10 protein-coding genes are annotated in these 13,945 nt (G+C 68.2%); 1 reads left to right on the top strand and 9 read right to left on the bottom strand.

Annotated features, from left to right (window positions below; genetic code table 11):
• Position 1: 1 nt before the first annotated feature.
• The 3 genes from ACW17U_RS02880 to ACW17U_RS02890 form a co-directional block, all read right to left on the bottom strand.
• Positions 2–1,321: a PQQ-dependent sugar dehydrogenase gene (locus ACW17U_RS02880; protein ID WP_492054775.1), complete on the bottom strand. Its 1,320-nt coding sequence runs from the start codon at positions 1,319–1,321 to the stop codon at positions 2–4.
• A gap of 112 nt (positions 1,322–1,433) precedes the next feature.
• Positions 1,434–3,950, bottom strand: coding sequence for an ABC transporter permease (locus ACW17U_RS02885; protein WP_492054776.1), 2,517 nt, complete (start codon positions 3,948–3,950; stop codon positions 1,434–1,436).
• Entirely contained in the window at positions 3,947–4,645 is a 699-nt protein-coding gene (locus ACW17U_RS02890; RefSeq protein WP_492054777.1) for an ABC transporter ATP-binding protein, read from the bottom strand. Before ACW17U_RS02890 ends, ACW17U_RS02885 begins: the two co-directional genes overlap by 4 nt.
• 56 nt (positions 4,646–4,701) lie before the next feature.
• On the opposite strand from ACW17U_RS02890, the gene ACW17U_RS02895 reads away from it, so the two are divergent.
• Positions 4,702–5,352, top strand: coding sequence for an arylesterase (locus ACW17U_RS02895; RefSeq protein WP_492054778.1), 651 nt, complete (start codon positions 4,702–4,704; stop codon positions 5,350–5,352).
• A gap of 18 nt (positions 5,353–5,370) precedes the next feature.
• On the opposite strand, the gene ACW17U_RS02900 is transcribed toward ACW17U_RS02895, so the two are convergent.
• From ACW17U_RS02900 to ACW17U_RS02925, 6 genes are all read right to left on the bottom strand, one after another.
• Positions 5,371–8,463, bottom strand: a complete 3,093-nt coding sequence (locus tag ACW17U_RS02900) for an efflux RND transporter permease subunit (RefSeq protein WP_492054779.1) — start codon at positions 8,461–8,463, stop codon at positions 5,371–5,373.
• 12 nt (positions 8,464–8,475) lie between these two features.
• Positions 8,476–9,594: an efflux RND transporter periplasmic adaptor subunit gene (locus ACW17U_RS02905; protein ID WP_492054780.1), complete on the bottom strand. Its 1,119-nt coding sequence runs from the start codon at positions 9,592–9,594 to the stop codon at positions 8,476–8,478.
• A gap of 124 nt (positions 9,595–9,718) precedes the next feature.
• Entirely contained in the window at positions 9,719–10,351 is a 633-nt protein-coding gene (locus tag ACW17U_RS02910) for a glutathione S-transferase family protein (protein WP_492054781.1), read from the bottom strand.
• A 260-nt stretch (positions 10,352–10,611) separates the two neighbouring features.
• Positions 10,612–12,183, bottom strand: coding sequence for a sodium/sugar symporter (locus tag ACW17U_RS02915; protein ID WP_062148415.1), 1,572 nt, complete (start codon positions 12,181–12,183; stop codon positions 10,612–10,614).
• Positions 12,184–12,218: 35 nt separating this feature from the next.
• Positions 12,219–12,848 (bottom strand): 2-dehydro-3-deoxy-6-phosphogalactonate aldolase, encoded by a 630-nt coding sequence (locus ACW17U_RS02920; protein WP_492054782.1) that lies wholly within the window; start codon positions 12,846–12,848, stop codon positions 12,219–12,221.
• Positions 12,835–13,767, bottom strand: coding sequence for a 2-dehydro-3-deoxygalactonokinase (locus tag ACW17U_RS02925; protein ID WP_492054783.1), 933 nt, complete (start codon positions 13,765–13,767; stop codon positions 12,835–12,837). The genes ACW17U_RS02920 and ACW17U_RS02925 overlap by 14 nt, the downstream gene beginning before the upstream one ends.
• Between the last annotated feature and the right edge of the window lie 178 nt (positions 13,768–13,945).

A 13,945-nucleotide genomic window follows, 5' to 3' on the forward strand; every position in this document is an offset into this window, starting at 1 on the left:
ATCAGCGCGCCGCGCTGACCCGCCAGATGACATTACCCACATCGTCGGCTACCAGCAGGGCCCCGACCCGGTCGACGACGACGCCCACGGGGCGGCCCTGGGCTTCGCCCTTGGCATTGAGGAATCCGGTCAGGAAATCCTCGGTTTCACCGGCAGGCTTGCCGCCGGCGAACGGGATGAACACCACCTTGTAGCCGGACTGCGGAATGCGGTTCCACGAGCCGTGCTGGCCTATGAAGACGCCGTTGCGGTAACGCTCCGGGAAGGCTGCGCCCTCATAGAAGGTCAGACCGAGCGAGGCCGTGTGGGACCCCAGGGCGTAGTCGGGCTTGATGGCCCTGGCGACCAGATCCGGCCGTGGCGGCTTGACCCGGCTGTCCACCGTCTGGCCGTAATAGCTGTAGGGCCAGCCATAGAATCCGCCGTCCTTGACCGAGGTCATGTAGTCGGGAACCAGGTCGTTGCCGATCTCGTCGCGCTCATTGACGGCGGTCCACAGTGCGCCGGTAATCGGGTTCCAGCCCATGCCAACAGGGTTGCGGATGCCCGAGGCGTAGACCCGGCTGGTGCCGGTGGCGATATCGACCTCAAGAATACCCGCGCGGCGCTCCTCGGCCGCCATGCCGTTCTCGCCGACATTGCTGTTGGAGCCGACGCCCGCATAGAGCTTGGTTCCGTCCGGGCTGGCGATCAGGCTCTTGGTCCAGTGGTGATTGATCGGGCCGGCCGGAAGATCGGCGATCTTGCGCGCCGGAGCGGCGATGCTCGTCGCGCCCGCCACATAGGGGAAGGCGACCACGGCGTCGGTATTGGCCACATAGAGCGTGTCCCCGACCAGGGCCATGCCGAAGGGCGAATTCAGGCCGGTGAGGAACGGGGTCTTTTGCTCGGCCACGCCGTCGCCGTCGGCATCGCGCAGCAGGCTGATGCGGTTGGCGCTGGGCACAGTGGCCCCGGCCTTGCCCATGATGAGCTTCTCGGCCCAGACCCGGATGTCAAAGCCCTTGGTCTGCTTCGGCGGCCGGTTGGCTTCGGCGACCAGCACATCCCCATTGGGCAGCACCAGAAGCCAGCGCGGATGGTCCAGACCCGCCGCGAAGGCCTGAACCTTGAAGCCGGGCAGGGCCACGGGCTTTGCGCCCTCCGCCCAGCGGTTGACCGGCGACACCTTGACGGTCGGAAGCAGGGTCTTGGTCGGTGCGGGCAGGACCGGGTTGGGGCCATAGCCGCCGGTCGCCGACGGAGACTCGCCTTGGCTGCAGCCGGCCAGGGCCGTCAAAGCGAGGATCGTGAGGGCGGCGGGGCGGCGAAGGCTCGGCATGACGTTCTCCCTGGGACCGGGCAGTAACGCGCCAAGGCGTTCCGCGTTCTCTGGCGGACCGGTCCAATCGCAACGCTAGCCTATTGCCGAGCGACGTCGAGCTTCCCCAGCGTCAGTCCGCCCGTAGCACCGGTGCCGGTCGCCGAGACAGGGCCTGGGCCGCCGCCAGCAGCCCGCCGACCGCCGACAGACCCGCGGCTCCGCCCAGCAGGATCATCACGCCCGCCCAGTCGATGCTCCACTGGGCCTTGAACACCAGCACGACCACCGGCCAGGCTGCGGCCAGGCCCAGCAGAACCCCGGCCGCTCCCGCGATCAGGCCGACGGCACCATACTCGATGACATAGGCCGACAGGATCTGGGCGCGCGTGCCGCCCAGCACCTTGAGGGTGGCGGCCTCGCGCGCCCGCGCTCGTGCCCCGGCGGCTATGGCTCCGGCCAGGACCAGCAGGCCGGCGAGGCCAGCAACGGCGGCCGCGCCGCGAATGGCCAGGGCCAGACGGTCGAACAGTCCGGCGGCGGCTTCCAGCTGCTCGCGTACGCTGATGACATTGACGGTCGGAAAGGTCCGGCCAAGAGCTCGGGTCAGTCGGGTTTCGGCGGGGCGGTCCATCTTGGCGATGGCGATATTGCGCAGCACCGCGCCTTCCAGGCTCTTCGGATCGAGCACGATCGAGAAATTGGGCCCGAAGCCCCCGAACTCGACCTTGCGCAGCACCGCTACCCGGGCTTCCAGATCGCGGCCCAGGACCGACAGGGTCACGGTGTCGCCGACTTTCAGACCCGCACCCTGGGCCAGGTCGATCTCCATGGCTACCTGCGGCGGACCGGCATAGCCGGCCGGCCACCAGCGGCCCTCGACCAGGCCGGAGTCCTTGGGCTCGCTGTCCAGGACCGAGAGGCTGATGTCGTTGTCGAAGGCCCAGCGCTCGGACGCCTTGATGGCCTTGAGGTCTATGGGTTTGCCCTTCAGGGCGATGATCCGGCCGGTGGCAAACGGAATGCGAAGATAGCGGTCGGCATCGAGAGGGCCGGTGGCCTTTGCGACCTCGGCATCGAAGGCGGCGACCTCGTCACCGGGGATCTCCGTAAAGACCATAGCCGGGGCGCTCTTGGGCGCGACCTCACGCACCTGGGCCAGCAGGGCTGACTGGATCAGCACCACGCAGGCCAGCAGGGCGACCCCGAGGCCGATGGCCGGGGTGGCTGTGCGTGCGGCCGAGCGAGGCCCGGCCAGATTGGCCAAGCCGATGCGGATGGGGCCACTGGCCAGGCCTCGGACCTTGCCCGCCAGCCAGGCCGCCGCCAGGCCCAGGGCCCAGAGAAGGACGAAGGCGACAGCAACCCCGACGATCATGATCCCGGCGGCGATCGGCGTCGGGGCCGTGGCGACGGCCAGGGCGGCGAGACCCAGACCACTGACACCGGCACCGATCGTCTCAAGTCCGAAGGGCGCGCGCACGCCCAGGGCGCGGCGAAACAGGGCCGAGGGCGGCGTGGCCCGGGCCCGGGCCAGGGGGATCAGGGAGAAGGCTGCGGCGGCCAGCAGGCCGAAAGCTCCGGCCTTGATCAGGGGCAGGGGATAGACCGCAAACAGGGCGGGCACCGGCAGGGCGCTGCCGGCGATCTGGCCCAGGATCAGGGGCACAACCGCGCCAATCACCAGGCCGATCAGCACGCCAAGGCTGGCCAGCAGGCCGATCTGGATCAGATAGGTGTTGCGGATCAGGTCGCCTTCGGCCCCGAGGGCCTTCAGCACGGCAATGGAGGGCTCGCGCGTCGCCAGATAGGCCGAAACGGCTCCGGCGACTCCCAGGCCGCCGGCGACCAGGGAGGCCAGGCCGATGAAGCCGAGAAAGTATTCCAGCTGGTCGATCAGCTTGCGGGCGCCCGGCGCGGCGTCCGAACGGTCCCGGACATAGAGGCCAGAGTCGCCAAACTGCTTCTTCAGGGCCTTGCCGGCGGCGACGGGATCGGTGCCGGCGGGCAGGGCGATCCGGACGCTTTGGCTCGAGGGCAGGCCGGGGGCCAGCAGGCCCGTGGGATCCAGCAGCTCCCGACGGACCAGGACCCGGGGGCCCAGGACGAAGCCGCGGGCCACGCTGTCCGGCTGTCGGATCATGGCGGCGCGGACCACCAGGGTCAGGGGACCGGCCTCGAAGCGGTCACCGACCTTCAGGCCCAGCCGGTCCAGCAGGGCCGGCTCAACCGCTGCGCCTGGCAGGCCGTCGCGGGTGGCCAGGGCCTCGGCGAGGGTGCCGGCACCGTCCAGCTCGACCGTGCCTGCCAGGGGATAGGCAGCATCGGCCCCCCGCAGATCGACCAGGCGCCGGTCACCGGAAGGGGCCTCGGCCATGACCCGGACGCGGGCCGTGTAGGAGGCCTGGCCGAGCCGGGCAAAAGCGGCGCGTTCCTGCGGACTGAACGCTCGGTTCTCGACCGAGGCCGACAGGTCGCCGCCGAGGATTTCCCGCGCCTGGGAGGCGAGGCCCCGACGGAAGGCCTCTGCGGTCGAGCTGGCGGCCGCGATGGCGGCGACGCCGAGGGCCAGGCAGGCCAGGAAGATGCCGAAGCCCCGGACACCGGAGCGTAGCTCGCGGGCGGCGAGGCGGAAGGAAAGAGCGCTCACGCAGCGGCCTCAGCGGACGTCAGGACGACCTTGCCGTCGGCCATGCGCACGATGCGGTCGGCGCGCTGGGCCAGAACTGGATCATGGGTGACCATCACCAGGGCGGCCCCGCATTCGGCCAGCAGGTCGAACATCAGATCGACCACCGAACCGGCATTGCGGCTGTCGAGATTGCCGGTCGGTTCGTCGGCGAACAGCAGGGCCGGGCGCGCCGCCAGGGCACGGGCCAGGGCCACGCGCTGCTGCTCGCCACCCGACAGCTGGTGCGGATAGTGGGTGAGGCGCGAGGACAGGCCGACCTTGGCCAGCCAGTCGCGGGCCGTCGGCAGGGCATTGGGCGAGCGTGCGATCTCAAGGGGGGCCGCGACGTTCTCCTCGGCGGTCATGTTGGGCAGCAGGTGGAAGCTCTGGAACACCAGGGCGGCGCGGCCCCGACGCAGGCGGGCGCGGCCATCTTCGTCCAGCTTGGACAGGTCCTGACCAAACAGGCTGACGGTTCCCGAGGTCGGGCGCTCCAGGCCCGCTGCCACTGAAATCAGCGACGACTTGCCCGATCCCGAGGGCCCGATGATCGCGACCCGCTCGCCGGCCGCCACATCCAGATCGACGCCGCGCAGGATGTTCACCGGACCTGCGGATGATGGCAGGGTAAGGGTCACCGACGAAAGGGCGAGCGGCGCGACATCTGCGGTCATGAAGATTCCCTGGTTCGAGCATTAAACTCGGCGGACACAGCCCCACATAGGAAGCCATGACGACGTTCACACTGCCAAAGCTCTCGCGAAGAGCTGTATTTCTGGGTTTGACGGCGGGTGCCTGGTCCACCGGCGCCGGGGCGGCCGACAAGCTGCCGGTCGTGACGGTGCTGGGCGACTCGATTACCGCCGGCCTGGGTCTGCCCGCGCGCGACGCCTTGCCGGCGCAGCTGCAGGGCGCGCTGGAGCGACTGGGGGTCAGGACGGCCGTGCGCGGGGCCGGTGTCTCCGGGGACACCAGCGGTGGTGGGCTGGCGCGGGTCGATTTCAGCGTCGCTGCGGACACAGCCGTCTGTGTCGTGGCCCTGGGCGGCAATGACCTGCTGCAGGGCGTCGATCCCGTCCGGACCAAGGCCAATCTCAAGCGGATCATCGAGAAGCTGAAGGCCCGCCGCATTCGCGTGCTGCTGGCCGGTGTGCGCGCCCCGCCGCTGATCGGCGCATCCTATGCCCGGGACTTTACGGGCCTCTATCCGGCCCTGGCCCGCGAGACCGGCGTGGCGTTCCACCCGGATTTCGTCACCGGCGTGATCGGCGTGCCGAACCTGATGCAGCGCGACGGCATCCATCCCAACGCCGCCGGGGCCCGCCTGATCGCCGAACGCCTGGCGCCCAGGGTCGCCACGGCGCTGCGAACCACAGTTTAGGGTCACAGCGCCGCAGGCCTAGTTGTCGATCAGCGTCGCCTGGCCGGCCGGAGGCTGGGCGACATGGGCGCTGCTGCCGAACACGCGATGGGTCAGGCGTTCAGCCCGAACCTTCAGGCCGTCCATCAGCACAAAGACGACCGGGACATAGAGCAGCGAAAGCAGGGTCGAGGTGATCAGCCCGCCGATGACGGCAATGGCCATCGGGGCGCGGAACTCGACATCGGCGCCGAAGCCGACCGCCACCGGCAGCATGCCGACGCCCATGGCGACCGTGGTCATGATGATCGGGCGCGCCCGCTTGTGAGCGGCGTCGATGATCGCCTCGCGTTTGGTCATGCCGTCCTTCATCGCCATGATCGCGTACTCGACCAGCAGGATCGAGTTCTTGGCGGCAATGCCCATCAGCATAAGGATGCCGATCAGGGTTGAGACCGAGAAGCTCGACCTGGCCAGGACCAGCAGGGCGAAGGCACCGCCGATGGCCAGGGGCAGGGCGACCATGATGGTGATCGGGTGGGCAAAGCTGCGGAACAGCAGCACCAGCACGATATACATCAGGAGGATGCCGGTGATCAGGGCGGCGGCGAAGCCGGTGACCATCTCCTGGATGAACTCGGCATCGCCGGCGGCGACTTCCTTGACGCCGGCCGGCAGGTTCTTGACCGAGGACAGGGCGTGGACCCGCTGGCTGGCCTCGCCGACCACGATGCCGTCGAGCTCAGCGGTGATGGTGGCGACGCGGGAGCGATCCTGGCGGCTGATCTGGGACGGGCCGGCACCGAAGCGCACGTCCGCCACCGCGTTCAGCGGCACGGGGCCGGCTGCACTGGGCACCTTCAGGGTCTGCAGGACGGCGAGGTCTTCGCGGGCGTTCTGGGTCAGGCGAAGCCGGATCGGGACCTGCCGGTCGCCGAGATTGTACTTGGGCAGGTTCTGGTCGATGTCGCCGATCGTCGCCACGCGCACGGCCTGAGAGATTGCCCCGGCCGAGACCCCGGCGCGAGCGGCCTGGTCCGGGCGCGGTGTGACGACGATCTCGGGACGGGCAATGGCGGCCGTATTGACCACATGGGCCAGGCCCGGAACCGAGCGCATTTCGGACTCGACCTTGCGGGCGGCCGCCTCAAGCGCCGGACCGTTGTCGCTCAGCAGGCGCAGGGTAAAGCTGGTGCCGTCGCTCGGACCGCCGCCGCTGTTGGAGCCGGCACCGATGCGCGCGCCCGGGATGGCCGCGAACTGGTCGACCATCAGGCGGCTGAACTCCTGCTGGTCCATGCGCTCGCCCTTGGGCACCAGATCGGCGTTCAGGGTGGCGGTATTGACCGCATTGTTGCCGCCGATGGAGGCATAGACACCGCGAACTTCGGGACGGGCCCGGAGTTCACGGGTCATGCGCTGCACGATGGCGTCGGTCTCGTCCAGGGTCGCGCCCGGCGGCAACTGGACCGAGAAAGGCGCACGACCACGGTCGGCGGCCGGCTGGAATTCGAAGGGCAGGGCCTTGGCCAGGAAGAACGAGGCCACAATCATCGGGATGCCCATCGCCAGGACCTTCCAGCGATTGTCCAGACCCCAGTGCAGGCTCTTCAGATAGGGCGACATCCAGAAGGGATCGGCGTCCTCGTGCTTGCTGTTGGCCTTGAGCATATAGGCCCCCATCAGGGGCGTCAGCAGGCGGGCCACGACCAGCGAGAACAGCACCGAGACACAGGCGGCCAGGGCGAAGGCCTTGAAGAACTGGCCGATGATGCCCGGCATGAAGCCGACCGGCGCGAACACCGCCACGATGGTGAAGGTGGTCGCGACCACGGCCAGGCCGATCTCGTCGGCCGCTTCCATGGCCGCCGCATAGGGCGTCTTCCCGCCCCGCATGTGGCGGACCATGTTCTCGATCTCGACGATGGCGTCGTCGACGAGAATGCCCACGGTCAGGGACAGGGCCAGCAGGGTGATGCTGTTCAGCGACTGGTTCAGGGGCGCCATGACCGCGAAGGTCGGGAACAGCGACATCGGGATGGCGACGGCCGCCAGGAAGGTCGCCCGCCAGTCGCGCAGGAACAGCAGGACCACCAGCACCGCCAGGACGGCCCCGAGGATCAGGGCCTCCATCGAGGCCAGATAGCTGTCCTCGATATATTTCACCTCGGAGGTGATCTCGTTGATTTCGATGTCCGGACGGGACTGGTCGAGCTTCGCGACCGCCTTGCGCACCTTGTCTGCGGTCTGGACCTCACTGGCCCCGCGCGAGCGGACCATGTTGAAGGTCACGACCTCCTGGCCGTCATAGCGGGCGCGCGAGCGTGGCTCGGCCCAGCGGTCCTCGACCGTGCCCAGATCGCCCAGGCGGACACTGCCCCCGGCCGACAGCGGGATACGGGTCTCGCGCAGCTGGTCGATCGAACCGGCCGCGCCCAGGGTCCGAATGGCCCGTTCGGAGCCGGAGATCGTCACGCGGCCGCCCGGCAGGTCGGCATTGGACGACACCAGGGCCTGGCTGACCTGGGCGGCGGTGACGCCACGCGCGGCCAGGCGGTCAGGATCCAGCGCCACCTCGATCTCGCGATCGACGCCGCCGCGGCGGTTGACCTCGCCGACGCCTTTCAGCGCCAGCAGGGTGCGGCTGACATCATTGTCGACGAACCAGCTGCGCTGTTCGGGCGTCAGGGTCGGAGCCTTGACCACATAGGTGATCAGCGGATCGCCCGAGATGTCGATCCGGGTGACGTTGGGCTCCTGCATGTCCTGGGGCAGAGAGCCCCGCAGTCCGGACATGGCATTGCGGACGTCGTTGGTGACCTGCTCGTGGTCGACGCCGAGTTCGAACTCGATGAAGGTCGAGGAGACACCGTCGGTGATGGTCGAATTGATGTGGCGCACCCGGCCGAGACCGGAGACGGAGTCCTCGATCAGCCGGGTGACCTGGGTCTCGAGTTCGCTAGGGGCCGCGCCGGGGCGCGCCGCCGTCACGACCACGAAGGGCAGGTCGACATCGGGGTTATTGTTGATCCGCATGCTGCCGAAGCCGGAAATGCCGGCGATCGTCAGCAACAGGAACAGCAGGATGACGGGGATCGGGTTCCGGATCGCCCAGGCAGACATGTTGTTCATGGCGCCAGGCTCCTAGCGGGCCGATTTGGCGGGAGAAGAGATCGACGGAACGGCGCTGCCGATGCGCACCGCATCGCCTTCACCGAGGAAGCCGGCCCCCTCGACGACCACCCGCTCGCCGGCGGTCAGGCCGGTGGCGGCGATCCGGTCGGCCGTGGCGGCGACGATGGCGATGCGCCGGAAATGCGCGTGGTTCTTGGCGTCGAGCACGAACACGCCCGGGCGGTTCTCCCGATAGAGGACCGAGGCACTGGGGACGGTCAGGGCGGGCTGGTCGCCGGCCTGGATGGTGGCGCGGGCAAACATGCCGGGGCGGAAGCCGCCCATGCCGGACAGGGACACGCGGGCGATGCCCAGCCGGGTCTGGCCGTTGACCTCCGAGGTGACGATGCGGACGCGGCCGCTGGTTTCGCCAACCTTGTCGGAGATGATCCGGGCCGGCATGCCCGGCTTGACCAAGAGGAGGTCCGTCTCCGGCACTTCGGCGTCCAGCTCCAGACGGCTGTCACGGACGATGCGGAAGACCTCTGCGCCGGTACCCACGATCTGTCCCTTGGTGACCGTACGGCGGCTGATCAGGCCCGACACCGGGGCGCGGATCGCGGTCTGGGCGAGGCGGGCAGCGGTTTCGCCGCGACCGGCTTCCGCCGCCGCGACCTGGGCGCTGGCGGTTTGCTGACGCGCCAGGGAGGAGTCGAGCGAGGCCTGGGACAGATAGCCCTTGGCCTGCAGTTCGCGGGCGCGGTTCAGGGCGGCCTCAGCCTCGGCGAGACTGGCCCGGGCGCTGGCGACGCTGGCGTCCTGCTGACGCAGTTGGGCCGACAGCAGGGTGTCATTGAGCTTGACCAGAACCTGGCCGGCCTGGACGGTCTGGCCCTCTTCAGCGGAGACCGACATCGCCGTCAGGCCACCGGTCTCAGCCCCGACGACAACCTCTTCCCAGGGCGAGATGGTGCCGCTGGCATTGATCTCGCGCGGTACCGATTGTGAGACGACGCTGGCGATGCTGACAGTCTGGGTCGCGACCACAGCCGCCGGGGCCTTGGCCGGCTTGGGCTTCTTGTCTGCGCCGCAGCCAGAGACCGTGAAGGCACCCAGGACAAGGACCACAACCAGCGCGCTTGAACGCATCACGCGCCCCTTGATCCCGTAATCCACGATCGTCCCCGATGTCCCTGAAGGTCTTCGGGGTCTTCTAGCCGACAAAGGCCGGCCGCCTCAGTTAAATGATCGTAAGACGATAAAGGCTGCGGGTTCAGATCGATGGCGTGGCGGTCGACTGGGCTGCCTGGGCGCGGCCATAGCCCTCACGGGACTGCATCCGCGACCAGTAGGCCCTGACGTCGGGCGGGAAATCGTCAGCAAGCCCGAGTGAGGTCGCCAGCAGCAGGGCATAGGCGATCGAGATGTCGGCTCCGGTGAAGCGGTCGGCGGCGGCAAAGGCGTGATCCTTCAGGATCAGGTCCAGCCCCTTCAGGCGGGCCAGAAACCAGCGGGCATAGTCGGCCGCGACCTGGGGATTGCGCCGCTCTTCCGGCTCGAGACGCGAGTAACGCAGCACCAGGGTCTGGGGAAAGGTCAGGGTGGCCTCGCCGAAATGCAAGCCGTTCAGATAGGCCCCATAGCCCGGTTCATCGGGGCGGACCGACAGGGCCCCTCCACCGTGTCGGACGGACAGGTACTCGATCATCGCCGCAGACTCGGTCATCCGGGTCTCGCCATCGACCAGCAGGGGGATCGTGCCCAGCGGGTTCTCCTCGAGGAACGGCCGAGCCAGGAAACGGGGCGGGAAGGGCAACAGCTTCAGCTCATAGGCGAGACCAAGCTCTTCCAGGGTCCAGAGCGGGCGAAAGGACCGGGCGTCCCGGCAGTGATAGAGGGTGATCATGGCCTTCGGCCCCGCTGCAGTTGATGGCAGCGGACCAGAAAACCGGCGGGATGTCTTCCGTGACGCTGGGTCAGGCGGCCCGAGCCTGTCGAGACCCTCCAGAGATCGGTTTCGGCGTCCGAGGCCTGGTCATCAAACCTGGCCCCTTTGTCGAGATTGAAGCGCGCTGATTGACGGTCGGCAAGGCCAGGGCACGCGGTTCAGGCCCCGCGATGATCAGCCCGGTCGGCCGCGCTGAGCGCCGCCGACCGGGCGTCACGTCACCACCAGGTTGCGTAGAGGGCGATCAGGATCAGGATCACGCCGACGCCGGCGATGTTGAAGCCAGGGGTGGTCTTGTAGCTGACCCCTTCCAGGCTCACGACATTGACGACCTTTTTCTGCGGGGCGACCAGAGAGACGATCACCGCTGCGGCCAGGGTCAGCAGGAAGACCAGGCCGACACGGTTCATGAAGGGGATCACGAAGACGCCGAGCTTGTCGGCCACGAAGAAGCCGCCCGAGAGCGCCGCTCCGCCAATGGCCGCGACCAGGGCCGAGGCCGTGGTGGCCCGCTTCCAGAACAGGCCCAGCATGAAGATCACCACGATGCCCGGCGTGAAGAAGCCGGTGAAGTCCTGGATGAACTGGAAGGCCTGCTCGGCCTTGCCCAGCAGGGGGCGGGCCATCAGGATGCCGATCACGACGGCGAAGACGGCGGTCGCACGCCCCACGGCGACCAGGTGGCGCTCGGTCGCGTCCTTGCGGATCTTGGCATAGATGTCGAGCGTGAAGATGGTGGCGATCGAGTTGATCTTGGCCGCCAGCGACGCGACGATCGCGGCGACCAGGGCGGCGAAGACCAGCCCCAGGACGCCCGGCGGCAGCAGCTTCATCATTTCCGGATAGGCCTGGTCGGGCTTGTCGAGGCCGGGCACCAGCATCAGGGCGGCGATGCCCGGCAGCACGACGATCACCGGCATCAGCAGCTTCAGATAGGCGGCCAGGGCGATGCCCTTCTGCGCCTCCGCCAGGTCCTTGGCCCCGAGCGCCCGCTGGATGATGTACTGGTTGAAGCCCCAGTAGCTGATGTTCATGATCCACATGCCGCCCAGCAGCACCGACAGGCCGGGCAGGTCCTTGTAGTGCGGATTGTCGCGCGACAGGATCATGTCGAACTTCTCGGGGAAGCGTTCGGACAGGGTGTGGAAGCCGGCCAGGACGCCGCCCTCTGCGCCGCCGATCTGGTTCAGGGAAATGAACACGATGATCAGGCCGCCGGTGATCAGCAGGGCCACCTGGACGATGTCGGTCAGGGCCACGGCCTTCAGTCCGCCCCAGATCTGATAGGCCAGGGCGAAGACCCCGATCGCGGCCAGGGCGATCATCTGGTCGACGCCGGTCACCGTATGCACGGCGATCGAGCCGAGCCACAGGATCGAGGTCAGGTTCACGAAGACATAGAGAACCAGCCAGAACACCGCCATGACGTTGCGGACACTGGGTCCGTAACGCTGCTCCAGGAACTGGGGCATGGTGTAGACATTGTTTTTCAGGAAGATCGGCAGGAAGAACTTGCCGACGATCAGCAGGGTCAGGGCCGCCATCCATTCATAGGAGGCAATGGCCAGGCCGATGGCATAGCCCGAGCCGCTCATGCCGATGATCTGCTCGGCCGAGATGTTGGCGGCGATCAGTGACGCGCCGATGGCCCACCAGGGCAGGGCCTTGCCGGCCAGGAAATAGTCGGTCGAGTCTTTCTGGTGACCACCCTTGTCGCGGCTGACCCACTGGGCCAGGCCGAAGATGGCGACGGCATAGACCGCCAGAATGACGAAATCGATGGTTTGCACGTGGTTCCTCCCCCGAGGACGACTGTTCTGATGGACTAGGCTTGGGCGTTCCAGGCCGCGACCAGGGCGGCAGCCTTGGCGCCGACCTCCTGGGCCGAGGCACCGGGCCGATAAAGGTCTCCCCCGACGCCGATTCCGGCGACGCCGGCGGCACGCCAGGGTTCGAGATTGGCCACACCCACACCACCGACGGCATAGACCCGCACTTCCTGAGGCAGGACGTCCCTGACCGCCTTGAGGTGGCCGGGCCCGAAGGTTCCGGCCGGGAAGAGCTTCAGGGCCGTCGCCCCGGCCTTTACCGCCGCAAGGGCCTCGGTCGGTGTGGCAAAGCCCGGCATGACGGTCAGGCCCAGGCCGATGGCGCGGCCTATGACGTCCGGGTCGGTATTGGGTGTGACAATGAGCCGGCCACCCACCGCAGCCACCTGATCGACGGCGTGGGCCGACAGAACGGTGCCTGCACCGCACAGGGCGATGTCGCCATAGGCCGTGCACAGTCGCCCGATGCTCTCCAGCGGGTCGGGCGAGTTCAAAGGTACCTCAATGGCCCGGATTCCGGCCTCGACCAGGGCGGCGGCGATGTCCAAGACCTCGTCAGGCCTGACCCCGCGAAGGATCGCCACGATCGGCGGCAGCGGTGTCGGAACGGGCTCAGGCGAGGACATGGAAATCATTGTTCTTTGGAAAAGACAGCGTTGTCAATCCGGCCAGGACGGCGGCCTCGCCGTCGATCGCGGTCGACTGGCCGCCCAGGCTGGCGATGGCCTGGCCGTAGAACCGGTTCAGGCCCGGCGCACCGACCAGGGTCACCTGCCCCAGGTCGCCGAACCAGGTGCGGGCCGCCGCCGCATCGGCCCCGATCAGCAGGCCCGACAGAAAGCCCATCGCATCGTCCTGCGGCAGGCTCTCCAGCAACTGCCGGCTGCGGGTCTCAAACAGCAGATGTGGCAGCAGGGCCGGGCCGTGCTCGATGATCCGGGCCAGGCCCATCGCAAAGCCCGCCTGTGAGCCGTGCACCTCGGCGGCGACGCCCGCGGCCAGGCTCGAATACTGGCGCAGCAGGGCGAAGGTCTCGCCGACCGGGGCGGTCAGGAAGCGCACGACCGCACCGTCTTCGATGAGGGTCCACTTGCAATGGGTTCCGGGCAGGACCAGCAGATGGCGGCCATGCCTAAGCGCCGGATCCAGGGCCAGGGCCCCGAGAATCTGGGTTTCCTCCCCACGCATCACGTCGGGGCTGCCCAGGGGATTGATGCAGGACAGGCCGGGAATGATCGATACCGGCAGGCCCTCGGCCTCGATCGTCAGTATCCGTTCGCGCAGGTCATTCGCTCTGCCAGGGCAGGGGGCATAGGGGGCCTCGATCCAGCCCATCCGGGAGCCGACCACACCGCAGAGCATGGCACCGGCTGGACGCGCTTCCCGCCAGTCGCCGACCAGATCGAGAAAGGTCCGTTCCGGGCTGCTCGTCAGGGCCCCGATGCCGGGACCGTCACGACGGTCGAGCACGCTCTTGCCCTGCCGCAGATACAGGCGCAGGCGCGAGGAGCCCCAGTCGCCAAAGATGGTGATCGAGGGGTCCATCAAGGGGACTCGCGCGTCACAGGTCCGGCGCTGTCACGCAGGCGGGCCTTGCCGGGCTTGTCTTCGCTCATGGCCATCCTGTCTCTGGCTGGATCTGGCTCTCGAGCGCCTCGCCGATCCATTTATAATACGAACCAGATGGCCGCAAACCCGGCCCGGGCTCCGGCGAGCGACCTCA

Source organism: Caulobacter sp. AVps16 (assembly GCF_058681455.1).

Excerpts from the sequence above, each read along its gene's own strand:
- ACW17U_RS02925 (WP_492054783.1), bottom strand. The coding sequence starts at position 13,767 with ATGGACCCCTCGATCACCATCTTTGGCGACTGGGGCTCCTCGCGCCTG.
- ACW17U_RS02895 (WP_492054778.1), top strand. The coding sequence starts at position 4,702 with ATGACGACGTTCACACTGCCAAAGCTCTCGCGAAGAGCTGTATTTCTG.
- ACW17U_RS02890 (WP_492054777.1), bottom strand. The coding sequence starts at position 4,645 with ATGACCGCAGATGTCGCGCCGCTCGCCCTTTCGTCGGTGACCCTTACC.
- ACW17U_RS02920 (WP_492054782.1), bottom strand. The coding sequence starts at position 12,848 with ATGTCCTCGCCTGAGCCCGTTCCGACACCGCTGCCGCCGATCGTGGCG.
- ACW17U_RS02905 (WP_492054780.1), bottom strand. The coding sequence starts at position 9,594 with ATGCGTTCAAGCGCGCTGGTTGTGGTCCTTGTCCTGGGTGCCTTCACG.
- ACW17U_RS02910 (WP_492054781.1), bottom strand. The coding sequence starts at position 10,351 with ATGATCACCCTCTATCACTGCCGGGACGCCCGGTCCTTTCGCCCGCTC.
- ACW17U_RS02880 (WP_492054775.1), bottom strand. The coding sequence starts at position 1,321 with ATGCCGAGCCTTCGCCGCCCCGCCGCCCTCACGATCCTCGCTTTGACG.
- ACW17U_RS02900 (WP_492054779.1), bottom strand. The coding sequence starts at position 8,463 with ATGAACAACATGTCTGCCTGGGCGATCCGGAACCCGATCCCCGTCATC.